The 24,291-nt window shown below is 68.7% G+C and carries 21 protein-coding genes; 17 read left to right on the plus strand and 4 right to left on the minus strand.

Going from position 1 to position 24,291, the window contains the following annotated elements:
* Positions 1-20 precede the first annotated feature (20 nt).
* Genes yidC through argB form a run of 4 tightly spaced genes read left to right on the plus strand, consistent with a single transcriptional unit; the run spans position 21 to position 4,139 of the window.
* A complete protein-coding gene (gene yidC / locus Q1B08_RS01215) occupies positions 21-1,886 on the plus strand; it encodes a membrane protein insertase YidC (protein WP_299813475.1) in 1,866 nt (621 codons plus the stop codon).
* Positions 1,883-2,617 (plus strand): MOSC N-terminal beta barrel domain-containing protein, encoded by a 735-nt coding sequence (locus tag Q1B08_RS01220; RefSeq protein WP_299813478.1) that lies wholly within the window; start codon positions 1,883-1,885, stop codon positions 2,615-2,617. The genes yidC and Q1B08_RS01220 overlap by 4 nt, the downstream gene beginning before the upstream one ends.
* Positions 2,614-3,270 (plus strand): ribosome biogenesis GTP-binding protein YihA/YsxC, encoded by a 657-nt coding sequence (gene yihA, locus Q1B08_RS01225; protein WP_299813481.1) that lies wholly within the window; start codon positions 2,614-2,616, stop codon positions 3,268-3,270. The genes Q1B08_RS01220 and yihA overlap by 4 nt, the downstream gene beginning before the upstream one ends.
* A 17-nt stretch (positions 3,271-3,287) precedes the next feature.
* On the plus strand, positions 3,288-4,139 hold the full coding sequence (gene argB / locus Q1B08_RS01230) for an acetylglutamate kinase (RefSeq protein WP_299813484.1): 852 nt from the start codon (positions 3,288-3,290) through the stop codon (positions 4,137-4,139).
* A 2-nt stretch (positions 4,140-4,141) separates the two neighbouring features.
* Here argB and Q1B08_RS01235 read toward each other — a convergent pair whose 3' ends face one another.
* Positions 4,142-5,410 carry a DUF3422 domain-containing protein gene (locus Q1B08_RS01235; protein ID WP_299813487.1) on the minus strand — a complete coding sequence of 423 codons (1,269 nt, stop codon included), beginning with the start codon at positions 5,408-5,410 and terminating at the stop codon, positions 4,142-4,144.
* Positions 5,411-5,494: 84 nt separating this feature from the next.
* On the minus strand, positions 5,495-6,709 hold the full coding sequence (kynU, locus tag Q1B08_RS01240) for a kynureninase (protein ID WP_299813491.1): 1,215 nt from the start codon (positions 6,707-6,709) through the stop codon (positions 5,495-5,497).
* A 110-nt stretch (positions 6,710-6,819) separates the two neighbouring features.
* On the opposite strand from kynU, the gene Q1B08_RS01245 reads away from it, so the two are divergent.
* The 7 genes from Q1B08_RS01245 (at position 6,820) to Q1B08_RS01275 (ending at position 15,738) form a co-directional block, all read left to right on the plus strand.
* Entirely contained in the window at positions 6,820-8,397 is a 1,578-nt protein-coding gene (locus Q1B08_RS01245) for a Re/Si-specific NAD(P)(+) transhydrogenase subunit alpha (protein ID WP_299813494.1), read from the plus strand.
* Positions 8,398-8,407: 10 nt separating this feature from the next.
* Positions 8,408-9,886 (plus strand): NAD(P)(+) transhydrogenase (Re/Si-specific) subunit beta, encoded by a 1,479-nt coding sequence (locus Q1B08_RS01250; RefSeq protein ID WP_299813497.1) that lies wholly within the window; start codon positions 8,408-8,410, stop codon positions 9,884-9,886.
* Between the two features lie 150 nt (positions 9,887-10,036).
* Entirely contained in the window at positions 10,037-10,915 is an 879-nt protein-coding gene (locus Q1B08_RS01255) for a metal ABC transporter substrate-binding protein (protein ID WP_299813500.1), read from the plus strand.
* On the plus strand, positions 10,912-11,769 hold the full coding sequence (locus Q1B08_RS01260; protein ID WP_299813503.1) for a manganese/iron ABC transporter ATP-binding protein: 858 nt from the start codon (positions 10,912-10,914) through the stop codon (positions 11,767-11,769). Before Q1B08_RS01255 ends, Q1B08_RS01260 begins: the two co-directional genes overlap by 4 nt.
* A complete protein-coding gene (locus Q1B08_RS01265; RefSeq protein ID WP_299813506.1) occupies positions 11,762-12,598 on the plus strand; it encodes a metal ABC transporter permease in 837 nt (278 codons plus the stop codon). The genes Q1B08_RS01260 and Q1B08_RS01265 overlap by 8 nt, the downstream gene beginning before the upstream one ends.
* A complete protein-coding gene (locus tag Q1B08_RS01270; RefSeq protein ID WP_299813509.1) occupies positions 12,595-13,431 on the plus strand; it encodes a metal ABC transporter permease in 837 nt (278 codons plus the stop codon). The genes Q1B08_RS01265 and Q1B08_RS01270 overlap by 4 nt, the downstream gene beginning before the upstream one ends.
* A gap of 351 nt (positions 13,432-13,782) precedes the next feature.
* Positions 13,783-15,738 carry a cation:proton antiporter gene (locus Q1B08_RS01275; RefSeq protein ID WP_299813512.1) on the plus strand — a complete coding sequence of 652 codons (1,956 nt, stop codon included), beginning with the start codon at positions 13,783-13,785 and terminating at the stop codon, positions 15,736-15,738.
* Positions 15,739-15,762: 24 nt separating this feature from the next.
* On the opposite strand, the gene Q1B08_RS01280 is transcribed toward Q1B08_RS01275, so the two are convergent.
* A complete protein-coding gene (locus Q1B08_RS01280; protein WP_299813515.1) occupies positions 15,763-17,190 on the minus strand; it encodes a Glu/Leu/Phe/Val dehydrogenase in 1,428 nt (475 codons plus the stop codon).
* Positions 17,191-17,528: 338 nt separating this feature from the next.
* On the opposite strand from Q1B08_RS01280, the gene Q1B08_RS01285 reads away from it, so the two are divergent.
* The 3 genes from Q1B08_RS01285 (at position 17,529) to rpoD (ending at position 21,775) form a co-directional block, all read left to right on the plus strand.
* Positions 17,529-17,678, plus strand: a complete 150-nt coding sequence (locus Q1B08_RS01285; RefSeq protein WP_299813518.1) for a hypothetical protein — start codon at positions 17,529-17,531, stop codon at positions 17,676-17,678.
* 60 nt (positions 17,679-17,738) lie between these two features.
* The gene (gene dnaG, locus Q1B08_RS01290; RefSeq protein WP_299813528.1) at positions 17,739-19,691 is read left to right on the plus strand and encodes a DNA primase; all 1,953 of its coding nucleotides are present in this window, start codon (positions 17,739-17,741) and stop codon (positions 19,689-19,691) included.
* Positions 19,692-19,774: 83 nt separating this feature from the next.
* Positions 19,775-21,775: an RNA polymerase sigma factor RpoD gene (gene rpoD, locus Q1B08_RS01295; RefSeq protein ID WP_299813531.1), complete on the plus strand. Its 2,001-nt coding sequence runs from the start codon at positions 19,775-19,777 to the stop codon at positions 21,773-21,775.
* Positions 21,776-21,832: 57 nt separating this feature from the next.
* On the opposite strand, the gene Q1B08_RS01300 is transcribed toward rpoD, so the two are convergent.
* Positions 21,833-22,024, minus strand: a complete 192-nt coding sequence (locus tag Q1B08_RS01300) for a hypothetical protein (protein ID WP_299813534.1) — start codon at positions 22,022-22,024, stop codon at positions 21,833-21,835.
* Positions 22,025-22,170: 146 nt separating this feature from the next.
* Between Q1B08_RS01300 and Q1B08_RS01305 the strand changes: the two genes are divergently transcribed.
* From Q1B08_RS01305 to ribD, 3 genes are all read left to right on the plus strand, one after another.
* Positions 22,171-22,587 (plus strand): secondary thiamine-phosphate synthase enzyme YjbQ, encoded by a 417-nt coding sequence (locus Q1B08_RS01305; RefSeq protein WP_299813537.1) that lies wholly within the window; start codon positions 22,171-22,173, stop codon positions 22,585-22,587.
* Between the two features lie 105 nt (positions 22,588-22,692).
* Positions 22,693-23,157 (plus strand): transcriptional regulator NrdR, encoded by a 465-nt coding sequence (gene nrdR / locus Q1B08_RS01310; RefSeq protein WP_299813540.1) that lies wholly within the window; start codon positions 22,693-22,695, stop codon positions 23,155-23,157.
* A gap of 14 nt (positions 23,158-23,171) precedes the next feature.
* Positions 23,172-24,251, plus strand: a complete 1,080-nt coding sequence (ribD, locus tag Q1B08_RS01315) for a bifunctional diaminohydroxyphosphoribosylaminopyrimidine deaminase/5-amino-6-(5-phosphoribosylamino)uracil reductase RibD (protein WP_299813543.1) — start codon at positions 23,172-23,174, stop codon at positions 24,249-24,251.
* The last annotated feature ends 40 nt before the right edge of the window (positions 24,252-24,291 follow it).

The following is a 24,291-nucleotide window of genomic DNA, read 5'->3' on the forward strand; positions in this document are numbered from 1 at the left end:
ATTCGCGCGACAGGCCCGTCATGGACGACCAGAACAAGAACCTGATCCTTGCCACGGTGCTCAGCGCGCTGGTGCTTCTGGTGTGGTTTTTCCTCTTTCCGCCGGAGCAACGCTCGCCCGACCTCGTCGAGGGCGACACCTCCGACGGGATCGCGGAGACGACGAACGGGGCCGTCGCGCCGCCTGCGGCCGGGGATGGCGAGATCGCGTCCGTGCCGGGCGCGGTCGTCGCCGCGCCCGAGGAGACGCGGGATGCCGCCGTCGCGGCGACCGCCCGCGTCCCCGTCGACACGCCGCGCCTCACGGGCTCGATCTCGCTTACCGGCGGACGCATCGACGACATCTCGCTCAAGGATTACCGCGAAACGCTGGAGGACGATTCCCCGATCGTCACGCTGCTCTCGCCCGCGGGCGGGCCCGGCGCCTATTACGCGCTGCACGGCTGGGTGCCGGGCGGCGATCTCGATTTCGAGGCGGTGCCCTCGGCCACGACCGAATGGACCGCGCCCGAGGGGGCGGTGCTCACGCCCGAGACGCCGGTGACGCTGAGCTGGGACAACGGCGTAGGACTCGTCTTCCAGCGCACGATCTCCGTCGACGAGGATTACATGTTCGACGTCGAGCAGAGCGTCGAGAACACCACCGACGCACCCGTCCGGCTCGCGCCCTACGGCCTCGTCGCGCGGCACGGGGAGCCCGACACGGTCAACTTCTTCATCCTCCACGAAGGCGTCGTCGCCCGCAGCGACGGCGAGCTGATCGAAGTCGATTACGACGACATGACCGATCTCGACGAGGTGGCCGCCGAGGGCGGGCGCGTGCAGCGCGTCGAGACGGGCGAGGACGGCTGGATCGGGTTCACCGACAAGTACTGGATGACGACGCTGATCCCGCCGGCGGGCGCGCCCTTCGCCGAGGTCGTCAAGTATGTCGACGGCGCCGACATCTACCAGACCGAGACCCGTCTGCCCCCGGTCGAGGTCGCCCCCGGCGCGACCGTCGCCTCCGCGTCGCGGCTCTTCGCGGGCGCGAAGGAATGGGAGACGATCCGGCACTACCAGAACGAGGAAGGCGTGGCGGGCTTCGTCGATTCGATCGACTGGGGCTGGTTCTACTTCCTGACCAAGCCGATCTTCGCCGCCCTGCACTGGCTCAACGGCGTGATCGGCAACATGGGCGTCGCGATCATCCTCCTGACGCTCGGCATCAAGGCGATCCTCTTTCCGCTGGCCTACAAGTCCTACGTCTCCATGGCCCGGATGAAGGAGCTTCAGCCGGAGATGGAGAAGCTGAAGGAGCGTGCCGGCGACGACCGCCAGAAGCTCCAGCAGGGGATGATGGAGCTTTACAAGACGAACAAGGTGAACCCGGCGGCGGGCTGCCTTCCGATCCTGCTGCAGATCCCCATCTTCTTCAGCCTCTACAAGGTGATCTTCGTCACGATCGAACTGCGCCACGCGCCGTTCTTCGGACCGTTCCGCGACCTGTCGGCCCCCGACCCGACCTCGCTCTTCAACCTGTTCGGGGCCCTGCCCTGGGCCGCGCCGGAACCGGGCACGATTCTCGCGCTGGTGTTCATCGGCATCCTGCCGCTCCTGCTCGGCATCTCGATGTGGCTGCAGCAGAAGCTGAACCCGGCGCCGACCGACCCGACGCAGGCGATGATCTTCGCCTGGCTGCCCTGGGTCTTCATGTTCATGCTGGGCGGGTTCGCGAGCGGCCTCGTCGTCTACTGGATCGGCAACAACACGATCACCTTCCTGCAGCAATACGCGATCATGCGGAGCCACGGCGCGAAGCCGGACCTGTTCGGCAACATCAAGTCGAGTTTGAACCGCAAGAAGCCCGCGGCGGCCAACGACGCCAAGGCCCCGGCGAAGAAATGAGGCTCACCGAGATCTGGCGGCACCCGATCAAGGGGCATGGCCGGGAGGCGATCCGGGGCTTCGACATCGCGTCCGGCGGAACCATTCCCGGCGACCGCGTCTGGGCGGTCGCCCACGAAGCGTCCAAGCAACGCGGCAGCGAATGGGTGCCACCGGCGAACTTCCAGCGCGGCGCCAAGCTGCCGGCGCTGATGGCGATCACGGCGGAGAGCGGTTCGGGAACCGTCACGCTCCACCACCCCGGCCGGCCCGACCTCACCTTCGACCCGGACGGGGACAGCCGCGTTTTCCTCGACTGGATCGCCCCGCTCCTCGACCCCGCGCGCGCCGCCCCGACCGGGATCGTCCGGTCGGCGGATCGCGGCTACACCGACACCGACTTCCCCTCGATCTCGCTCAACAACGCCGCGAGCCTCGACGCGCTCGCCGCCGCCATGGGCCGCGACCTGAGCCGGCATCGCTGGCGCGGAAACCTGTGGATCGAGGGGGCGGCGCCCTGGTCCGAGTTCGACTGGATCGGGCGGGAGGCCACGCTCGGCACGGCGCGGTTCCGCGTGGTCCAGCGGATCACCCGCTGCCGCGCCACGATGGCCGACCCGGAGAGCGGGCTGATCGACGGCGACACGCTGGGCGCGCTCGAGGCGGGCTGGGGCCACCGCGACTTCGGCGTCTACCTCGTCTGCGTCGCGCCCGGCCGGGTCGAGATCGACGACACGCTGGTGCTGGCATGAGCGCGAACCTGCCCTTCCCCGAGGCGGACGCCCCCGACGAGGCCGCGGCGGAGCGGGCCCGCAAGCTCTTCGTGTCCGAGCCCGAGTTCCTCAAGGGCGTCGTCGCGATGTCCGGCATGCCGCCCGCCGACCGGACGGAAATCTGCGTCGCGGGCCGTTCCAACGTGGGCAAGTCGACGCTGATCAACGCGCTGACGGGGCGCCGCGCATTGGCCCGTGCCTCCAACACGCCGGGCCGGACCCAGGAGATCAACTTCTTCACCCTCGGGCAGAGCCACTACCTAGTGGACCTGCCCGGCTACGGCTACGCGAACGCGCCCGTGGCCGTCGTCGCGAAGTGGCAGGCCCTCCTGCAGGCCTATCTCGCCGGGCGCGCCTCGCTCCGGCGCGCCTTCGTGCTGATCGACGCGCGGCACGGCGTGAAGGACGTGGACGAGGAGATCATGTCGCTTCTCGATGCCTCGGCCGTGACCTTTCAGGCGGTGTTGACCAAGGCCGACAAGGTGAAGGACGCGGACCGGGCGCGCGCGCTCGACCGCACCCGCGCGGCCCTCGCCCGCCATCCGGCGGCCTATCCGGAATTGATCGTCACGAGCAGCGAAAAGGGCTGGGGCATCGAGACCCTACGTGCCACGATCGCCGGGATCGAGTGACACAAGGTCAGGATACCATGACGACCCGCGACAACGCCGCCATCGCGCGGACCCTGAACGAGGCCCTGCCCTACCTGACGCGCTACGACGACGCCGTCGTGGTCATCAAGCTGGGCGGGCACGCAATGGGCTCGGAGGAAGGCATGGCGAGCTTCGCGCGCGACGTGGTGCTCATGCGGACGGTGGGGATCAATCCGGTCATCATCCACGGCGGCGGGCCGATGATCAACGCGATGCTCGAGCGGCTGGGCGTGACGTCGGAGTTCAGGCGCGGCAAGCGCGTCACCGACGCCGCGACGCTGCAGGTCGTGGAGATGGTGCTTGCGGGTGAGATCAACAAGCGCATCGTGCAGGCGATCAACACCGCGGGCGGACGCGCGGTCGGCCTGTCGGGCAAGGATGCCGACATGATCACCTGCAAGCAGACCGACCCCGAGCTGGGTTTCGTCGGCACGCCGACCGAGGTCGATCCGCGCCTGCTGCACACGCTCTTGCGCGACGAGATGATCCCGGTGATCGCGCCGATCGGCACCGGCGCGCAGGACGAGACCTACAACATCAACGGCGACACCGCGGCGGGCGCGGTGGCGGGCGCGCTCAAGGCCGACCGCCTGCTCCTTCTGACCGACGTGAGCGGGGTGAAGGACGCCTCGGGCGAGGTCGTCACCGCGCTGACGGCAACGCAGGTTCTCGAGATGACGGCGGCGGGCGTGATCGCGGGAGGCATGATCCCGAAGACCGAGACGGCGCTCGAAGCGCTCGACGCGGGCGTGCGGGCGGTCGTCATCCTCGACGGGCGGGTGCCGAACGCCGTCCTGCTGGAACTCTTCACCAGCCACGGCGCGGGCAGCCTGATCCGCAAGGCCTGAGCCTAGTCCGCCATCGCGCGGATCCGGTGGACGACCCACCAGACGGCGACGAGGACGGGCACCACCGCCAGCGCGGCAAGCCACTCCTTCGAGAGCCCGAACCGGGCGCCGAACGGATAGGCCAGATAGGTGACGAGGTTCACCGCGTAATAGCCGATCGCGACCACCGACAAGCCCTCCACCGTCTTTTGCAAGCGTAGCTGCATCGCCGCGCGCTCGTCCATCGAGCGCAGGAGGCGACCGTTCTGCATCTCCCGCTCGACGCTGACGCGGGTGGAGAGCAGGTCGCCGGCGCGTCGCGCACGTTCGGCCAGCGCCTCCATCCGCCGCTCCACCGACCGGCAGGTCCGCATCGCGGGGTCGAAGCGGCGCATCATGAACTCCGCGAAGGTCTGTCGCCCGCCGAACCGCGCCTCGCGCAGCACCTCGATCCGTTGCTCGACGAGGGCGGAATAGGCCTCCGTCGCGCCGAACCGGAAGGTGGCGCGGGCGAGCATGGTCTCGAGATCCGAGCCGATGGCCAGAAGCTGTTCGAGCGTGGCGTCCGACGTCCGCTCGACGGAACGCAGCTCGCCCACCAGCGCCGAAAGCTCGCCGTCGATCCCGGTCAGCCGCGCGCCGAGCGCGCGGGCGCGCGGCAGGGCCAGCATCGACATCGTCTTGTAGGTCTCGATCTCGCAAAGCTGCTGCACGATGCGCCCGATCCGCCGCTCACCGAGGTCCGGCGCGGTGAAGATGGCGAAGCGGGCGTGACCGCGCGCATCGATGCGAAAGTCCCCGGCGATCACCGCGGCACCGTCCACGATCCGGCTCACGGCGAGGCTCTCGCCCTCGAACCAGTCGTGGAGGCGCGCGGGAATGTCCGCGCCCTCGGGCTCGACGCGCAGCAGGATGGAGGACAGCCGGAGCCCAGGCGCGTCGTCGAGCCAGTCGCGCGGGAATGCCTCGAAGATCGCGCCGTCGAAGGGCCGCTCCGACAGGGTGTCGGAGAAGATCGTGTAGGTGACGAACTCGGTATGGCTCTCCCATTTGAGCCGGTGACGGCCGAGCGCGCCGAAGTAATGCGTCGCGTCCGGCTTGGGATGGTCGGCCCCGAACCGGTCGAGCAGCGCGATCAGGTGCGCGCGGTCCGCCGCACGGTCGCGGTTCGCGGCGTCATGCGCGCGCTTGATGGCCAGGAACGCAGCCTCCGAGCGGGTGCGAAGGGCGGGAAAGGGCCGCGCATGCAGCTCGTTCGCCGTCTCGTAACGCTCGGGATGGTCGCGCAGCATCAGGTCCTCCGTGTCAGGCGATCGAAGCGTGAGGACAGGGCGCGGGCAACCGCGACGATCCGGCATGCGCCGGCATGGCGGCTTTCAGGTCACGGCCTTGCGCGTGCGGTATTCCGGCCGGTCCCAGGCGGCGGTCTCGAGGATGTCGGCGACCGCGGCCACGGCGGCGTCGACCTCCGCCTCGCCGATGAAGAGGGGCGTGAAGCCGAAGCGCAGGATGTCGGGCGCCCGGAAGTCGCCGATCACCCCGCGTGCGATCAGCGCCTGCATCACCGCGTAGCCCTCCGGGTGGCGGAAGCTCACCTGGCTGCCGCGCGCCGTGCCCGGCGGCAGGGCGGGCACGAGATCCGGGCAGCGCGCGGCGACGCCCCCGACGAAGCGGTCGCACAGCGCGAGGGAGCGCGCACGCAGGTCCCCCATGTCCACGTCGTCCCAGATGTCGAGCGCGGCCTCCAGCGCGGCGAGCTGGAGCACGGGTGGCGTGCCGACGCGCATCCGCGTGATCCCCGGCCCCGGGCGGTAGGACGGATCGAAGGCGAAGGGCGCGGCGTGACCCAGCCAACCCGACAGCGCCGGCGCGATCGCGTCGTGCAGATCGGGGCGGACATAGACAAAGGCGGGCGCGCCCGGTCCGGCATTGAGGTACTTGTAGGTGCAGCCGACGGCGAAGTCGGCATCCGCCCCCGTCACGTCGATCTCCAGCGCGCCGGCGGAATGGGCGAGGTCCCAGATCGTCAGCGCGCCCGCCGCATGGGCCCGCGCGGTCAGGTCGGCCATGTCGTGCAGCCGGCCCGTGCGGTAATCCACCTGCGTCAGCATCAGCACGGCCGTGTCCCCGTCGATGGCCTCGGCCACCGCCTCGGGCGCGACGACGCGAAGCTCGTGCCCCCGATCCAGCGCGGCGATCAGCCCCTCGGCCATGTAGAGGTCGGTCGGGAAGTTGCCGCTGTCCGACAGGATCACGCGGCGGCCGGGGCGCAGCCGGAGCGCGGCGTCGAGCGCCTGATAGACCTTGATCGACAGCGTGTCGCCCACCACCGTGGCCCCCCCGGACGCGCCGATCAGGCGGCCGATCCGGTCGCCCAGCCGGGCGGGCCACTCCATCCAGCCGGCCTCGTTCCAGCCGCGGATGAGCATCTCGCCCCACTCGTCCTCCACCGTCCGCCGGACCCGTTCCGGCACGGCGCGCGGCAGCGGCCCGAGCGAGTTGCCGTCGAGATAGACGATGCTGTCCGGCAGGTGGAACCGCGCCCGGAGCGCCGCCCAATCCGTTCCGCCCCTCGTACCGTGATCCCGCATCCGCACCTCCGCGCACGAAACAATCTTCCGCGCCGACGCATGTTGCAATCAGGATCGCGAAGACCGCAGAAGGGATGTCAGCATCGCGAACGTCCCGGGGAGAGTATGCAATGAAGATCGGCGCACCGAAAGAGGTCCATGACGGAGAAGCCCGTGTGGCGATCACGCCGGAAAGCGCCGTCCATCTTCAGAAGCTGGGCCACGACGTGCTCGTCGAAAGCGGCGCGGGCGGCAAGGCGGGCTTCACCGACGATGCCTATCGTGCGGCCAATGTCGAGATCGTCACGGATGCCGAGGCGCTCTATGCCGCGGCGGACATCGTGGCCAAGGTTCGCCCGCCGACCGAGGAGGAGGCCGGCCGGCTGCGCGCCGACCAGACGCTGATCTCGTTCTTCTATCCGTCCTCCAACGAGGCGCTGATGGAGACGGTGAAGGCCCGGGGCGCGACCGCCATCGCCATGGACATGGTGCCCCGCATCTCCCGCGCGCAGAAGATGGACGCGCTGTCCTCGATGGCCAATATCGCCGGTTACCGGGCGGTGATCGAGGCGGGCAGCAATTTCGGACGTTTCTTCACCGGCCAGGTCACGGCCGCAGGCAAGGTCCCGCCCGCCAAGGTGCTCGTCGTGGGCGCGGGCGTGGCGGGCCTCGCCGCGATCGGCACCTCCACCTCGCTCGGCGCGATCACCTATGCCTTCGACGTGCGCCCCGAAGTGGCCGAGCAGATCGAGTCGATGGGCGCGGAGTTCGTCTTTCTCGAGTTCGAGGACAGCGAGCTGCCCGACGGCGCCGAGACGGGCGGCTACGCGCCCCCCTCCTCCCCCGAGTTCCAGGCCAAGCAGCTCGAGAAGTTCCGCGAGCTCGCCCCCGACATCGACATCGTGATCACCACCGCGCTGATCCCGAACCGGAAGGCGCCGGTCCTTTGGACACGCGACATGGTCGAGGCGATGAAGCCCGGCTCCGTGATCGTCGACCTCGCCGCCGAGCGGGGCGGCAATTGCGAGCTGACGAAGCCCGACGAGAAGATCGTCACCGAAAACGGCGTGACGATCGTCGGCTACACCGATTTCCCATCGCGCATGGCGACGCAGTCCTCGGTCCTCTACGGCAACAACGTCCGCCACATGATGTCCGACCTGACGCCGGCGAAGGACGGACAGGTCAAGCACGACATGGAGGACGACGTGATCCGCGGGGCGACCATCACCTGCGGGGGCGAGATCACCTGGCCGCCACCCAAACCCAAGGTCGCCGCCATCGCCGCGCAGAAGCCGCGGCCGAAGGCGAAGGAACTCACCCCCGAGGAGCGCCGCGCGGCCGAGCTCGCCGCGTTCCGCGCCCAGACCAAGAGCCATGTCGGACTGCTGGTCGGCGGAGGCATCCTGGTCCTGCTCATCGGGGCCTACGCGCCCGAAAGCTTCATGCAGCACTTCATCGTCTTCGCGCTGGCCTGCTTCGTCGGCTTCCAGGTGATCTGGGGCGTGAGTCACGCGCTCCACACGCCGCTGATGGCGGTGACGAACGCGATCTCGGGGATCATCATCCTCGGCGCGCTGCTGCAGATCGGGGCGGGCAACTGGCTCGTCGTGACCCTGAGCCTCGTCTCGGTGCTGATCGCCTCGATCAACATCGTCGGCGGATTCCTCGTCACCCGGCGCATGCTCGCCATGTTCCAGAAATCGTGAGGGCCGACCGATGATGTTCACCGCCGGGATCACCTCGGCCGCCTACATTGCGGCCTCCATCCTCTTCATCCTGTCGCTCGGCGGCCTGTCGAACCAGGAAAGCGCCAAGCGCGCGATCTGGTACGGCATGGTCGGCATGGGCATCGCCGTGCTGGCGACGGTGTTCGGGCCGGGCGTCCACAACGTCCTGCTCATTCTCGTCGCGATCGCGGCGGGCGGCTTCGCGGGCTACTACGTCGCCGGCCGCGTGCAGATGACCGAGATGCCGCAGCTCGTCGCGGCGCTGCACTCCTTCGTCGGGCTCGCGGCCGTGTTCATCGGCCTCAACGCCGAGATCATGCTGCAATCGGTCCTCGCCATGCGGGAGGCGCACGCCGCCCTGCTCGTGGACGACCCGGCCGTGCTCGACGACATCGCGGCGCTCACGGGCTTCGGTCAGCGCCTCTACATCAAGGACGCGGTGGAGATCGCGATCCTCCGGGTCGAGGTGTTCCTCGGCATCTTCATCGGCGCGGTGACCTTCACCGGCTCCGTGATCGCCTTCGGCAAGCTCGCCGGGCGGGTGGACGGCAAGCCGACGCAGCTGCCGGGCGGGCACCTCCTCAACGCCGCGGCGCTCGTCGTCGCCATCGTGCTCGGGCTTCTCTACTTCAACGGGGCCGGCATCTGGACGATGGTCCTCGTCGCGCTCATCGCGGGCTTCATCGGCTGGCACCTGATCATGGGGATCGGCGGGGCGGACATGCCCGTCGTGGTCTCCATGCTGAACTCCTATTCCGGCTGGGCGGCCGCGGCGATCGGCTTCACGCTGGGCAACGACCTGCTCATCGTGACCGGCGCGCTCGTCGGCTCCTCGGGCGCGATCCTCAGCTACATCATGTGCAAGGCGATGAACCGGAAGTTCGTCAACGTCATCCTGGGCGGGTTCGGCGGCACGTCCGGCCCGGCCATGGATGTCGAGGGCGAGCAGGTGGCGATCGACGCGGACGGGGTGGCCAATTCACTCAACGAGGCCGACAGCATCATCATCGTGCCGGGCTACGGCATGGCGGTGGCGCAGGCGCAGCAGGCGGTGAGCGAGCTTGTCCGCAAGCTGCGCGCCCGCGGAAAGGTGGTGCGCTTCGCCATCCACCCGGTCGCCGGCCGCCTGCCCGGGCACATGAACGTGCTGCTCGCGGAGGCCAAGGTGCCCTATGACATCGTGCTCGAGATGGACGAGATCAACGAGGACTTCGCCTCGACCGACGTGGTGATCGTCATCGGCTCGAACGACATCGTGAACCCCGCCGCGCAGGACGACCCGAACTCCCCCATCGCCGGCATGCCGGTGCTGGAGGTCTGGAACGCCAAGCAGGTCTTCGTCTCCAAGCGCGGCCAGGGCACGGGCTATTCCGGCATCGAGAACCCCCTCTTCTTCAAGGAGAACACGCGGATGTTCTACGGCGACGCCAAGGCTTCGCTGGAGACGCTGATCCCGAAGATCGAGTGATCCGACGACGATTCCGCGACGACCGGGCCGCCCTTCGGGGCGGCCCCTTCTTTTCTCGCCGCCCCCTTGTTGCGAGCCGCTCGCAACAGGCTTGACATCGTCGGCGCGACCCTCATGTTGCGAACTGTTCTCAATTGGAAAGTCCGTTTCATGTTCCGCGTCGTATTGGCATCCCTTCTCCTGGCCACGCCCGCCGCGGCGCAGGATCCTCTGAAGGTCGTCACCACCTTCACCGTCATCGCCGACATGGCGCGCAACGTGGCGGGCGACGCGGCGGAGGTCGTGTCCGTCACGCGGCCGGGGGCGGAAATCCACGGATATTCCCCGACGCCCGGCGACCTGCGCGGGGCCATCGACGCGGACCTCATCCTGTGGAACGGCCTGAACCTCGAACTCTGGTTCGCGCAGTTCCTCGAAAACCTCGGGGACATTCCCGCCGCCACAATCAGCGACGGCGTCGAGCCGATCCCGATCGCCGAGGGCGCCTATGAAGGCCGGGCGAACCCGCATGCCTGGATGGGCGCGGATGCGGCGATGGTCTATGTCGACAACATCCGCGATGCCCTGTCCGAGGTCGATCCGTCCAACGCGGAAACCTATGCCGCCAATGCCGAGGCCTACAAGGCGAAGATCGCCGCCACGCTGGAGCCGATCCGCGCGGAGCTCGCCGCGATCCCCGAGGAACGGCGATGGCTCGTGACCTGCGAGGGCGCGTTCAGCTACCTCGCCCGCGACCTCGGCCTGCGGGAGATGTTTCTCTGGCCCATGAACACCGACGCGGTCGGCACGCCGCAGCAGGTCCGCCGCGTAATCGACGGCGTGCGCGACCACGACATCCCGGTCGTCTTCTGCGAAAGCACCGTCAATACCGATCCGGCCCGACAGGTCGCGCGGGAGACCGGGGCGGCCTACGGGGGTGAGCTCTACGTCGACTCCCTGTCGGAGGCGGACGGGCCGGTGCCGACCTATCTGGACCTTCTGCGCGTCACATCGGAGACGGTCGCGCGCGGCCTGACGGGCGCGCGATGAACGACGCGACGCAGGGCGGCGGGATCGACGCCCGGAACGTGACCGTCAGCTACCGCAACGGACACACCGCGCTCCGCGGCGCGAGCTTCCACGTGCCGCCCGGATCCATCACCGCGCTGGTCGGCGTGAACGGCGCGGGCAAGTCGACATTGTTCAAGGCCATCATGGGCTTCGTTCCCGCCTCCTCCGGCGAGATCCGGCTGATGGGACGGACGGTGCGCGAGGCGTTGCGGTCGAACCTTGTCGCCTACGTGCCCCAGGCGGAAGAGGTCGACTGGACCTTTCCCGTGCTGGTCGAGGACGTGGTGATGATGGGGCGCTACGGCCACATGGGCTTCCTGCGCCGCCCCGGGCCGGCCGACCGGACGGCCGTCGACGACGCCCTGGCCCGCGTCGGCATGTCCGAGTACCGCCACCGGCAGATCGGCGAGCTTTCGGGCGGGCAGCGCAAGCGCGTCTTCCTCGCCCGCGCACTGGCACAGGACGGACGGGTGATCCTTCTCGACGAGCCCTTCACCGGCGTCGACGTCACCACGGAGGAGCAGATTGTCGCGCTGCTGCGCGATCTGCGCGACGAGGGGCGGGTGATGCTCGTCTCCACCCACAATCTCGGCTCCGTCCCGGAATTCTGCGATCACACCGTGCTCGTGAAGGGCACCGTGCTGGCCTACGGGCGGACGGAGGCGGTGTTCACGCGCCAGAACCTCGAGCGCGCCTTCGGCGGCGTGCTGCGGCATTTCAGCCTCGGTGACGCGCAGCTGCAGGGCGGGGGCGGCGATGTCCGCATCATCTCCGACGACGAGCGGCCCTTTGTCAGCTACGGCGTGCCTTTGCCCGTGGAGAACGATGCTTGAACCCTTCGCCTACGGCTACATGGTGAACGCCATGTGGGTCAGCGCGCTGGTCGGGGGCGTCTGCGCGTTCCTGTCGTGCTACCTCATGCTCAAGGGCTGGTCGCTGATCGGCGACGCGCTCAGCCATTCGGTCGTCCCGGGCGTGGCCGGCGCCTACATGCTGGGCCTGCCCTTTGCGTTCGGCGCGTTCCTGTCGGGCGGGCTGGCCGCGCTCGCCATGCTGTTCCTGACGGAGCGGTCGGGGCTCAAGACGGACGTGATCATCGGCATCATCTTCACGTCGTTCTTCGGGCTGGGGCTGTTCATGGTGTCGCTCGACCCGATCGCGGTCTCGGTGCAGCAGATCACGATGGGCAACATCCTCGCCATCACGCCGGAAGACACGCTGCAACTCGCCGTCATCGGCGTGGTCTCCCTCGTCGTGCTGCTGGCGAAGTGGAAGGATCTGATGGTCACGTTCTTCGACGAGAGCCACGCCCGCTCGGTCGGTCTGCGGCCCGGCCTCCTGAAGCTCGTCTTCTTCACGCTCCTTTCCGCGAGCGTCGTGGCGGCCATGCAGACCGTGGGTGCGTTCCTCGTGATCGCGATGGTCGTGACGCCCGGGGCGACGGCCTATCTCCTGTGCGACCGGTTTTCGCGTCTGCTTCTCCTCGCCGTTGCCATCGGCACCGTGACGAGCGCGCTCGGTGCCTACCTTTCCTTCTTCCTCAACGGCGCGACCGGCGGCGTGATCGTGACGTTGCAGACGCTGGTCTTCCTCGCGGCCTTCGTGGCCGCCCCGCGGCACGGGCTGATCGCCACGCGTCGCCGGGTCCGGGCCGCGGCATGATCGAGACGGCCCTCCTGCCCTTCGGGTTTCCGTTCATGACGAACGCGTTCCTGATCGCGCTCCTGGTGGCGCCCCCGGCGGCGCTCCTGTCGTGCTTTCTCGTGCTGAAGGGCTGGGCCCTGATGGGCGACGCGGTGAGCCACGCGATCCTGCCCGGCGTCGTGCTGGCCTACCTGCTCGGCCTGCCCCTCATCGCGGGGGCCTTCGCTGCGGGCATGTCCTGCGCGCTCCTGACCGGCTACCTGTCGGAGAACAGCCGGGTGAAGCGCGACACGGCAATGGGCGTCGTCTTCTCGGGCATGTTCGCGGTCGGGCTGATCCTGTTCGTGGCCTTTCCGTCGGACGCGCATCTCGACCACATCCTCTTCGGCAACATGCTGGGCATCGGCGCGGGCGACCTCTGGACCGCGCTCGCGCTGTCCGGTCCGATCTGCGCCGTCCTGCTCTTGAAGTGGCGGGATTTCCTGCTGCACGCCTTCGACCCGGCACAAGCGCAGGCGTCGGGGCTTCGGACGGGGTGGCTGCATTACGGGCTGCTGACCGTGCTGTCGCTGACGGTCGTGTCGACCCTGTCGGCGGTGGGGCTGATCCTCGCCGTCGCGCTGCTGGTCACGCCAGGGGCGATCGCGTTCCTGATGACGCGCAGCTTCGGACGGATGCTCGCGGTTTCGGTCCTCGCCTGCACCCTGGCGATGGTGGGCGGCGTTTACGCGAGCTTCTGGCTCGACAGCGCGTCGGCGCCGACGATCGTGCTCGTCCTGACGGCGATGTTCCTTCTGGCGTTCGGGCGGCGGCGGCTCGAGATCGCAGCGGCCGCGCGACGCGCCGCCTGACCCGTCCGCGAAAAGACAGACGCCCCGGCCCTTTCGGACCGAGGCGCCGCTCAAACGGTCACTCCCCGCACCGCACAACCACCGGGAAGCGTCCGGAGCCTCTGTGGGTCGAGTCCATGTCGAGCTGACCGTATCGCGGCAGCGTCGAGGCTGGATCGACCAATCTGGGTCGGTTCGGCGCATGGTCCGTAGGGACGTCCGCGCCTGCGGCGGTCGTGTTAAGAACATGGCGACCGCCCCGAATGTTCCCACGAAATCCGTGTTCGTCCGGAATCGCGCCGAGCGGTCGCCATGCCCTGCGGACACGGGAAAACCTTTGCGAAACGCCGTCGAGGCCCTACAGGCGGGGTCATGGAATCCTTTCTGTTTCAGGCCGTGATCTATCTGGGCGCCGCGACGGTCTGCGTCCCGGTCGCCGTGCGCCTGGGGCTGGGTTCCGTGCTGGGCTATCTGGTGGCCGGCATCCTCATCGGTCCGGTCACGGGCCTTGTCGGGTCCGAAACGGAATCGCTGCAGCATTTCGCGGAGTTCGGCGTCGTGATGATGCTGTTCCTGATCGGGCTGGAACTCGAGCCACGCGCGCTGTGGGACATGCGGCAACGGCTCCTCGGCCTCGGGCTCGGGCAGGTCGGGCTGACGGTCGCGCTCTTTGCCGGTGCGGCGATCCTGCTGGGGCAGCCCTGGCCCGTCGCGCTCGCCATCGGCATGATCCTCGCCCCGAGCTCGACCGCCATCGTGATGCAGACGCTCGAGGAGAAGACGCTGACCGGGACGCGGGGCGGCCGCTCGGCCTTCTCGGTGCTGCTCACGCAGGATATCCTCGTGCTGCCGATGCTGGCATTGATGCCGCTTCTGACGGGGGGGATCGTCTCGCGGCCCGCGGCCGGCGCGACCGAGGAGGAACCCGTCATCGGCAACGGCGAGAGCGCGCGCATCGCCGAAGACGTCAGCACCTGGATCGAGCAGCTTCCGAACTGGGGCGCCGCGCTCGCCACGCTCGGGGCGGTCGCGCTTGTCATCCTCGGCGGGCAGTTCCTGACCCGCCCGGTCTTCACCTTCGCCGCGCGGGCGCGGCTCCACGAAATGCGCACCATCGTCTCGCTGCTCTTCGTGATCGGCGTCGCGGTGCTGATGTCGCTTGTCGGCCTGTCGCCCGCGCTCGGCACCTTTCTCGCCGGCGTGGTCCTGGCGGGGTCCGAGTTCCGCCACGAGCTGAAGGCGGATATCGAGCCGTTCAAGGGCATCCTGCTAGGCCTCTTCTTCATCACCGTCGGCGCGGGCATCGATTTCGCCGTGCTCGCCGCCGCGCCGACCATGGTCATCGTGATCGTGAGCGGGCTGATCCTGGCGAAGGGCGCCATCCTCTACATGCTCGCCCTGGTCGCCCGGCTGCACGGCCGGGACCGCATCCTCTTCACGCTGAGCCTCGCGCAGGCGGGGGAATTCGGTTTCGTGCTGATTTCCGTCGCCGCGCAATCCGGCGTCGTGGCGGGCGATCTGCAGGCGCGGCTGCTTCTGTCCATCGCGCTGTCGATGCTGCTGACCCCGCTTCTCTTCATCGCCTACGAGCGCCTGTCGCAACACAGCGGCGCGGCGGACGCGGAACCCGACGACGCCATCGACACGCATGCGGAGGTCATCATCGCCGGGGTCGGACGGTTCGGTCAGGTCGTCCACCGCCTCCTGCAGGGTGCCGGCCTCAACGCGGTGGTGCTCGACCGCGACATCGAGACGATCCGGCTTCTACGCACCTTCGGCATCAAGACCTATCTGGGCGACCCGACACGACCCGAGGTTCTGGAGGCCGCCGGCATCGCGCGGGCCAGGATCGTGGTCGTGGCGCTCGACTCCAAAGGCGACGCGGTGCGGCTCACGCGCCTCGTCAAGCAGACGAACCCGGATGTCCATGTGATCGCCCGTGCCTACGATCGCGTCCACACCTACGAACTCTACCGTGCCGGGGCCGACCAGATCGTGCGGGAGATGTTCGACTCGAGCCTTCGGGCGGGACGCTACGTCCTGGAGCGGATGGGCTGGTCGGAGAGCGAAGCCTACCACGCGCGGGACGCCTTCTTCCGGCACGACCGCGAGGCCATGCTCGAACTGGCAAAGCTGTGGCGGCCGGGCGTTCCGGTCGCGCAGAACGCCGAATACGCCGAACGGGCGCGGGCGCTGAACAAGGAGCTGGAGAACGCGCTCCTGAACCGGTTCGGGGAGGATGCCGAGGCGATCGCCGCCGAACGCGAGAGCGGACAGGCAAAGACGGACGGGCCGCCGGACGGCACGCCGGCCCGGGGCGGCGCGTGAGCGCGCCGCCCCGGGGGCATCGCGTCAGAGGCCCTTGGCCTGGTAGCTCGCCGCGACGCGGCTGATCGAGACGATGTAGGCCGCCGTGCGTAGATCGGGGACGTCGTTGCGCTGGCGCCAGACCTCGCGCATCGCGCCGTAGGCCGTGCGCATCGTGTCGTCGAGGCCGGAGCGGACGAGCTCCAGCTCCCCCGCGCCGCGCAGGTAGCGGTCCTTGAAGTCCTTCGACAGCGTCCAGGCGACCTCCTTGTTGGTCGACAGCCGTTCGAGCTCGTCCACCAGCGTCTGGTGCCGTGCCTCCTCGGCCCGACGCTCCATCCGGCCGAAGCGGATATGCGACAGGTTCTTGACCCATTCGAAGTAGCTGACCGTCACGCCCCCGGCATTGGCATAGAGGTCCGGAATAATGATGACGCCCTTTCCGGAAAGGTAGTCGTTGGCCTCCGAGGTGATCGGCCCGTTCGCCGCCTCGATGATGAGCGGGGCCTTGATCCCCGCCATGTTGCCAGAATGGATCGTTCCTTCGAGCGCGGCGGGAACGAGGATGTCGCACTCCGCCTCCAGAAGCTTCGCGCCCTCGGGCTCGTATTGCGCGCCGGGGAACCCCTTCACGCCACCATTCTGCTGCATGTGGATGTGGAGCTCGTCGATGTCGATGCCCTCGTCGGAATAGACCGCGCCGTCGCGCTCGATCACCGCGGTGATCTTGGCGCCGTCCTCGCGGCTGAGGAAGCTCGCCGCGTGGAAGCCCACGTTGCCGAGGCCCTGAACGATCACGCGCTTGCCCTCGAGCGTGCCGTCGAGCCTCGCATCCTTCACATCGTCGGGATGGCGGAAGAACTCCTGCAGCGCGTATTGCACGCCGCGCCCCGTCGCCTCCGTGCGCCCGGCGATCCCGCCCGCGTTGAGCGGCTTGCCGGTGACGCAGGCGCGGCCGTTGATGTCGGTCGTGTTCATGCGCTGGTACTGGTCGGAGATCCAGGCCATCTCGCGCTCGCCCGTGCCCATGTCCGGCGCGGGCACGTTCTGCGCGGGATTGATGAGGTCGCGCTTGATGAGCTCGTAGGCGAAGCGGCGGGTGATCTGCTCCATCTCGTGCGGCTCCCAGGCGCGCGGGTCGATGCAGAGCCCGCCCTTGGAGCCACCGAACGGCGTTTCCACGAGGGCGCATTTGTAGGTCATCAGCGCGGCCAGCGCCTCGACCTCGTCCTGATGGACCGAGAGCGCGTAGCGGATGCCGCCCTTGACCGGCTCCATGTGTTCGGAATGGACGGAGCGGTAGCCGGTGAAGGTGTGGATGCGGCCGCGCAGGCGGACGCCGAAGCGCACCGTATACGTCGCGTTGCAAACGCGGATCTTCTCGACCAATCCGGGCGACAGTTCCATCAGGGACACCGCTCGGTCGTACATCGCGTTGACCGAGTCCCTGAACCCGCCATGTTGCACACTCATCTCCGTCTCCTCCGGTTTGGATGCCTGCGCGGCACCATCGACCTCGACACTAGCGCCCGGAACGCGGATGCCTACCCGTCACGGCACGGCTGCCCCCCGCCGGCTTAACCCTGTCACCGAACCACCATGCCGGTGTCCGAAGAAAGCCGCGCTCGGGGGGCAACGTGGCGGCGCGGTTCCGGGTAGCTGGGCCGCGTCGACTGTCCAAGCCTGTATGAACGAGTTGCCGTCTTGCTCCGCCCCCCGAACCCGTCCGCGCCCTGTTCCGGGCCGGCGCGGCGTTCGGGCGGCGCGCGGAGGGAAGCCTCAAACTCTTCGGCTTGGCGATATTCTGCATCATGCCGCGTTCCGCCGGCGTGGCGCTCGACATGATGCGCTCCGGAGCGGACCGGACCGAACCGCGATACAGGATCGACCGCGCCGTGTTGGCCGCGGACGCGGATACCAGCGCGAAATCGGAGACCGATGGCGGCGGTCTGGGGAATTGATCGCGTCGGTTCCGCCGAAGGCCCCTCGACTCTGCGCATGCGGCACCCGATATTTCCCCGATGCGCCTGTCCGACAGCTTTCTCGACGATCTCCGCAACCGGCTGAGCCTGTCCCAGGTCGTCGGACGCAAGGTGAGCTGGGACATGCGCAAGACGAATCAGGCAAAGGGCGACTGGTGGGCCCCCTGCCCGTTCCACCAGGAGAAGTCGGCAAGCTTCCACGTCGACGACCGCAAGGGGTTCTATTACTGCTTCGGGTGCCAGGCGAAGGGCAACCTCTTCGGCTTCGTGCAGGAGACCGAGAACGTGGGCTTCCTCGAGGCGGTGGAGATCCTCGCCGCCGAGGCCGGGATGGAGATGCCCGCGCGCGACCCGAAGGCCGCCGAGCGGTCCGACCTGCGCACCCGGCTTGCCGAGGTGACGGAGGAGGCCGTCCGCTGGTTCCGGCTACAGCTCCAGACCGGTCCGGCGGCCGAGGCGCGCGCCTATCTCGAACGGCGCGGGCTCACGCGCGAGACGCTGGAACGCTTCGAGATCGGCTTCGCGCCCGACGCCTCCGACGCGCTGCTGCGCGCGTTCGAGGGCAAGGGGATCAAGCTCGACCTGCTCGACGGCGCCGGCCTCGCCGTGCCGCCCGAGGACGGACGGCCCGCCCGCGACCGCTTCATCCACCGCATCGTCTTTCCGATCCGGGATCCGCGCGGGCGCTGCATCGGGTTCGGCGGCCGGGCGATGAATCCGAACGCCAAGGCCAAGTATCTCAATTCGCCGGAAACGCCGCTCTTCGACAAGGGCGCCAACCTCTACAATCTCGGCCCCGCCCGGACCGCCGCCGGCAAGGGACAGCCGCTGATCGTGGCCGAGGGCTACATGGACGTGATCGCGCTCCATCAGGCGGGGTTCGAGGCCGCGGTCGCCCCGCTAGGGACGGCTGTGACCGAACGGCAGCTCCAGATGCTCTGGCGCGTGGCGCCGGAGCCGCTCGTCGCGCTCGACGGCGATGCGGCGGGGCAGCGCGCGGGCCTGCGCGTGATCGACCTCGCGCTGCCGATGATGGAGGCGGGACAGGCGCTGCGCTTCGCGATCCTGCCCGACGGCCGCGACCCGGACGATCTGATCCGCGCAAAGGGACGCGCGGGCATGCAGGCGATGCTCGACGCGGCGAAACCGGCCATCGCCCTCTTGTGGCAGCGGGAGACCGAGGGCCGTGCCTTCGACAGTCCCGAGCGCCGCGCCGCGCTGGACCGCGACCTGCGCGGCATCCTGCAACGGATCGCGGACCGTTCGCTCCGCCGCCATTACGGCGAGGAATTCGCTCGCCTGCGGGGGGAACTCTTCGGAACGGCGCCTGAGCCCGTCCGTCGCGCCCCGGACGCGACGCGCGCACGGTCCGGCCCGCGCCGTGCGGGCAAGTGGCCGCCGCCTGCGCAGCCCTCCCCCTCCGTCCGGGCTTCCGCTCTGGTCTCCGGGGCGCTCAGGCCCGATGCGATCCTCGAGCAGGTGATCCTGGCCGGGCTGATCCGGCATCCGGGCCTGATCGCCACATTCGGCGACCGGTTGGAGGCGGCGGAATGGTCGGCCGAGGTCAACGCCGCGCTCGGCGCGACGCTTCTGTCGCAGGACCCGCGCGACCCGACAGAGATCGTGCAAGCCGCGGTCGCGGAGAAACTGGGCACGGAGGTTCTTGAAACACTGATGTCGCGTGGCCATGTCCGCAACTCACCGGCAGGCCGCGGCGATGCCGAGGATACGCGTGCCTGCATATCCGAAGCGCTCGGGCGTCTGGAGGCGCGGCACGGCGCGGAGCGGGAATACCGCGAAGCGATGGAGGATTTCGAGACGAATGCGGACGAGGCGATGACCTGGCGGCTGGCCCAAGCCGGACGTCGCCGCGACGACTCGTACCGGGTCGGCGATCTGCAATCGAATGCCCGCCATGCGGAACGGTCCCATGCGGACTACTACGACAGCCTGCTGACCACGGACGGCGGCAAAACACACGAGCGGAAGTGATTCGGGGTGCGGGCTGCGACGAATCACGTTACTGATTCGTCGGATCGACGACGACGGATCCCTCCCTTCCTAGACGGAGCGCGATGATGGCCAAGGACACCGAAGACGACAAGCAGCGCGATCAGGAGGCCGACCACACGCTCGACATGAGTCAGGCCGCCGTCAAACGGATGATCGCCGAGGCCCGTACCCGCGGCTACATCACCTACGATCAGCTCAACCAGGTCCTGCCGCCGGAGCAGGTTTCCTCCGAGCAGATCGAGGACGTGATGTCGATGCTGTCCGAGATGGGCATCAACATCGTCGAGGCCGAGGAAGCCGAGGAGGAGGACGAGGAGAAGCCCGCGGGCTCCACCGCCGTCGTCGACGCGTCCAGGAAGGGCGGCGAGGTCGCCACCTCGGAGGGCGGCAACGAGAAGCTCGACCGCACCGACGATCCGGTGCGGATGTATCTGCGCGAGATGGGCTCGGTCGAGCTGCTGAGCCGCGAGGGCGAGATCGCTATCGCCAAGCGGATTGAGGCCGGCCGCAACACCATGATTCTGGGCCTGTGCGAGAGCCCGCTGACCTTCCAGGCGATCACGATCTGGCGGGACGAATTGCTGTCCGAGGACATCCTCCTGCGCGACGTGATCGACCTCGAGACGACCTTCGGCGACCAGATGGACGAGGAGGGCGACACCGCCCTGGTCGGCGCCGGCACGGCCGCGCCCGCCAACGACAACGACGGCGAGCCCGCGAAGGGAAGCGAGCTCGACGCGGACGGCAACCCCATCGCCACCGACGACGACGAGGAGGACGACGAAGGCGCCAACATGTCGCTCGCCGCGATGGAGGCCGCGCTGAAGCCGCGCGTGCTCGAGACGCTCGACCGGATCGCCGACGACTACACCCGACTTGCCGAGATGCAGGATCTGCGGATTTCGGCCACGCTGAACGAGGACGACACCTTCTCCGACAGGTCCGAAGCGGCCTACCAGCAGCTCCGCTCCGAGATCGTCGAGCTGGTGAACGGCCTGCATCTGCACAACAACCGGATCGAGGCGCTGATCGATCAGCTCTACGGCATCAACCGCCGGATCATGTCGATCGACTCGGGAATGGTGAAGCTGGCCGACCAGGCGCGGATCAACCGCCGCGAGTTCGTCGAGGAATACCGCGGGCACGAGCTCGATCCGGGCTGGGTCGACCGCATGTCCGAGAAGACCGGCCGCGGCTGGCAGGCGCTGTTTGAGCGCTCCCGCGACAAGGTCGAGGAGCTGCGTGCCGACATGGCGCAGGTCGGCCAGTATGTCGGCGTCGACATCAACGAGTTCCGCCGCATCGTGAACCAGGTTCAGAAGGGCGAGAAGGAAGCCCGTCAGGCCAAGAAGGAGATGGTGGAGGCGAATCTCCGGCTCGTCATCTCGATCGCCAAGAAGTACACGAACCGTGGATTGCAGTTCCTCGACCTCATTCAGGAAGGCAACATCGGCCTGATGAAGGCGGTGGACAAGTTCGAGTACCGCCGCGGCTACAAGTTCTCGACCTACGCGACGTGGTGGATCCGGCAGGCGATCACCCGCTCCATCGCCGATCAGGCCCGCACGATCCGCATCCCGGTTCACATGATCGAGACGATCAACAAGCTGGTGCGGACCGGCCGCCAGATGCTGCACGAGATCGGCCGGGAGCCGACGCCGGAGGAGCTTGCCGCCAAGCTCCAGATGCCGCTCGAGAAGGTCCGCAAGGTGATGAAGATCGCCAAGGAGCCGATCTCCCTCGAGACGCCCATCGGCGACGAGGAGGACAGCCAGCTCGGCGACTTCATCGAGGACAAGAACGCGGTGCTGCCGCTCGACTCGGCCATTCAGGAGAACCTGAAGGAGACGACGACCCGTGTTCTGGCTTCCCTCACGCCGCGCGAGGAGCGGGTGCTGCGCATGCGCTTCGGCATCGGCATGAACACCGACCACACGCTGGAGGAAGTGGGCCAGCAATTCTCGGTCACCCGGGAGCGGATCCGTCAGATCGAAGCCAAGGCCCTGCGGAAGCTCAAGCATCCGAGCCGGAGCCGGAAGCTGCGCAGCTTCCTCGACCAATAAGTCCGAAACGCGTTATCGGTTACGGCGGCCCCGGCAAAAACCGGGGCCTTCCGCGTTTTAGTCGTCGTCGGACTCCGTCTCACCGCGCGGCGGGAACCGGTCCTCCGGCTCCATATCCGTATCGGTCGTCACCGAGTTCGGGTCGTGCGTGGTGCCCCGCGCGACGGACTCCGGCACGTCCGCTCTGGTCTTGTGCTTCGCGTCACGGTCCGTCGTGGGGGTGCCACCGGGTTTGTCGCGTTCGGTCATGCTCATCGCTCCGTTCTTCACGCCCGAGGGGCTTTCCGGGAGGAAACGCCGCGAAGCCGGGGGCCGGTTCCCGTACGGGCCTGCGGCATGTTTTCCATCCCTGCGCGATCGACTAACCCGGACGCGGCACCAAGGAGGGGCGCGCGATGCATACGACGTTCACCATCCGGACGGAGGGGCCGGGCCTTGTCGAGTTCACCGACAAGGTCGCGTCCTGGCTACCCGAGCGAACGGGCTTGTTGACCCTGATGGTCCGCCACACCTCCGCCAGCCTCCTGATCCAGGAAAACGCCGATCCGGAGGTGCAGACGGACCTGCGCGCCTTCCTTGCCCGCCTCGCCCCGCCCACGACCGACCCGGCGATGTCCTATCTGACGCATACCTACGAGGGGCCGGACGACATGCCGGGGCACATCAAGGCGATGCTCCTGCCCACCTCGCTCTCGATCCCCGTGGTCGACGGACGCCTGGCGCTCGGCACGTGGCAGGGCGTCTACCTCGTCGAGCATCGCGACCGCCCCCACCGGAGGGAGGTGGCGGCAATGCTGATCCCGGTCGAATGACGGCCTGCTCTTGTCACACCACCCGTTGCCCGGCACAGTGGCGCGGCATCTAGGATTGGACCCGTCGACAAGATATGGCGATCCCCTACCCTACGGAGATTGCCAATGCGCTGCCCCTTCTGCGGAAACGTCGACACGCAGGTAAAGGATTCCCGGCCCGCCGAGGATCACGTCGCGATCCGCCGGCGCCGGTTCTGCCCCTCCTGCGGGGGTCGGTTCACAACCTACGAGCGGGTGCAGCTTCGTGATCTCGTCGTCATCAAGACCTCCGGCAAACGGGAGGAGTTCGACCGCGGCAAGCTCGAGCGCTCCATCCGCATCTCCATGCAGAAGCGCCCGATCGAGCCGGAACGGATCGATCAGATGATCTCCGGCATCGTGCGCCGGCTCGAGAGCATGGGCGAGACCGACATCAAGTCGACCACGATCGGCGAGATCGCGATGGAAAGCCTCGCCCGGATCGACACCGTGGCCTATGTGCGCTTCGCGAGCGTCTACAAGAACTTCCAGGCGCCCGACGATTTCGAGGATTTCGTGGACAAGCTGCGGCCCCCCGCCCCCGATCCGTGATCGACCCCCGGTTCATGGACCACGCGCTCGCGCTGGCCGCGCGAGGGCTGGGCCGGGTCTGGCCGAACCCCGCCGTCGGTTGCGTGATCGAGCGGGACGGCCGCGTCCTTGGTCGGGCGCGCACCGCCGATGGCGGCCGACCCCATGCGGAGCCGCTCGCTCTGGCGCAGGCCGGCCCGGCCGCGCGGGGCGCGACGGCCTATGTCACGCTGGAGCCTTGCGCCCATCACGGCCGGACCCCGCCCTGCGCCAACGCGTTTGTCGCCGCCGGCGTGGCGCGCGTCGTGGTGGCGCTGCGCGACCCCGATCCGAGGGTCGACGGCGGCGGCATCGAACGGATGCGGCGGGCCGGGATCGAGGTGGTGGAGGGCATCCGCGAGGGCGAGGCCCGGACATTGCAGGCGGGCTTCGTCAGCCGCATCACGCAGGGGCGGCCGATGGTGACGCTGAAGCTCGCCATTACGCTCGACGGCCGGATCGCCACCGCGAGCGGGGAAAGCCGGTGGATCACCGGCCCCGAGGCGCGCGCCCATGTCCACGCCGAACGCGCACGCCACGACGCGATCATCGTCGGCGCCGGCACTGCCCGGGCCGACGATCCGCGCCTGACCGTCCGGGGCCTCGGCGCGGCGCAGGCCGCCGGGCCGCAGCCGGTGCGGATCGTCCTGTCGCGCCGCCTCGACGTGCCGGCGGCATCCGCGCTGACGCGGGGCGGTCCGCCGGTCTGGATGCTCCACGGGCCCGGCGTCCCGGCCCCGACGCGGGCCGCGTTCTCGGACAAGGGCGTGACGCTCATCCCCTGCGCGACCGGGGCGGAGGGACAGATCGACCTCGAGGACGCGCTATCGGCGCTCGGCGGTCGCGGGCTGACCCGGCTTTATTGCGAGGGGGGCGGGACGCTGGCGGCCGCGCTGCTTTCGGCGGGTCTGGTGGACCGGCTCGACTGCTACAGCGCCGGGTCCCTGATCGGGGCGGAGGGCATTCCGGCGCTCGGCGCGATGGGCCTCGACACGCTTGCCGACGCCCCGCGCCTGCGATTCGCCGGCGCCGAGCGGCTTGGCCCCGACCTGCTCCATCGCTGGCGGCGCGACTGACCCATCGGACGGACGAGGGCGGCACATGCGCGCCGCCGCG

Origin of the sequence: uncultured Jannaschia sp., from assembly GCF_947494025.1 — a bacterium.
Taxonomy (GTDB): Bacteria; Pseudomonadota; Alphaproteobacteria; order Rhodobacterales; family Rhodobacteraceae; genus Jannaschia.

Coding starts and splice junctions, on each gene's coding strand:
- Q1B08_RS01250 (WP_299813497.1), top strand. CDS start 8,408: ATGATGTTCACCGCCGGGATCACCTCGGCCGCCTACATTGCGGCCTCC.
- Q1B08_RS01305 (WP_299813537.1), top strand. CDS start 22,171: ATGCATACGACGTTCACCATCCGGACGGAGGGGCCGGGCCTTGTCGAG.
- ribD (WP_299813543.1), top strand. CDS start 23,172: ATGGACCACGCGCTCGCGCTGGCCGCGCGAGGGCTGGGCCGGGTCTGG.
- Q1B08_RS01275 (WP_299813512.1), top strand. CDS start 13,783: ATGGAATCCTTTCTGTTTCAGGCCGTGATCTATCTGGGCGCCGCGACG.
- Q1B08_RS01255 (WP_299813500.1), top strand. CDS start 10,037: ATGTTCCGCGTCGTATTGGCATCCCTTCTCCTGGCCACGCCCGCCGCG.
- Q1B08_RS01235 (WP_299813487.1), bottom strand. CDS start 5,410: ATGCTGCGCGACCATCCCGAGCGTTACGAGACGGCGAACGAGCTGCAT.
- yidC (WP_299813475.1), top strand. CDS start 21: ATGGACGACCAGAACAAGAACCTGATCCTTGCCACGGTGCTCAGCGCG.
- yihA (WP_299813481.1), top strand. CDS start 2,614: ATGAGCGCGAACCTGCCCTTCCCCGAGGCGGACGCCCCCGACGAGGCC.
- Q1B08_RS01260 (WP_299813503.1), top strand. CDS start 10,912: ATGAACGACGCGACGCAGGGCGGCGGGATCGACGCCCGGAACGTGACC.
- argB (WP_299813484.1), top strand. CDS start 3,288: ATGACGACCCGCGACAACGCCGCCATCGCGCGGACCCTGAACGAGGCC.
- kynU (WP_299813491.1), bottom strand. CDS start 6,709: ATGCGGGATCACGGTACGAGGGGCGGAACGGATTGGGCGGCGCTCCGG.
- Q1B08_RS01265 (WP_299813506.1), top strand. CDS start 11,762: ATGCTTGAACCCTTCGCCTACGGCTACATGGTGAACGCCATGTGGGTC.
- Q1B08_RS01270 (WP_299813509.1), top strand. CDS start 12,595: ATGATCGAGACGGCCCTCCTGCCCTTCGGGTTTCCGTTCATGACGAAC.
- Q1B08_RS01245 (WP_299813494.1), top strand. CDS start 6,820: ATGAAGATCGGCGCACCGAAAGAGGTCCATGACGGAGAAGCCCGTGTG.
- dnaG (WP_299813528.1), top strand. CDS start 17,739: ATGCGCCTGTCCGACAGCTTTCTCGACGATCTCCGCAACCGGCTGAGC.
- rpoD (WP_299813531.1), top strand. CDS start 19,775: ATGATGGCCAAGGACACCGAAGACGACAAGCAGCGCGATCAGGAGGCC.
- Q1B08_RS01285 (WP_299813518.1), top strand. CDS start 17,529: ATGCCGCGTTCCGCCGGCGTGGCGCTCGACATGATGCGCTCCGGAGCG.
- nrdR (WP_299813540.1), top strand. CDS start 22,693: ATGCGCTGCCCCTTCTGCGGAAACGTCGACACGCAGGTAAAGGATTCC.
- Q1B08_RS01280 (WP_299813515.1), bottom strand. CDS start 17,190: ATGAGTGTGCAACATGGCGGGTTCAGGGACTCGGTCAACGCGATGTAC.
- Q1B08_RS01220 (WP_299813478.1), top strand. CDS start 1,883: ATGAGGCTCACCGAGATCTGGCGGCACCCGATCAAGGGGCATGGCCGG.
- Q1B08_RS01300 (WP_299813534.1), bottom strand. CDS start 22,024: ATGACCGAACGCGACAAACCCGGTGGCACCCCCACGACGGACCGTGAC.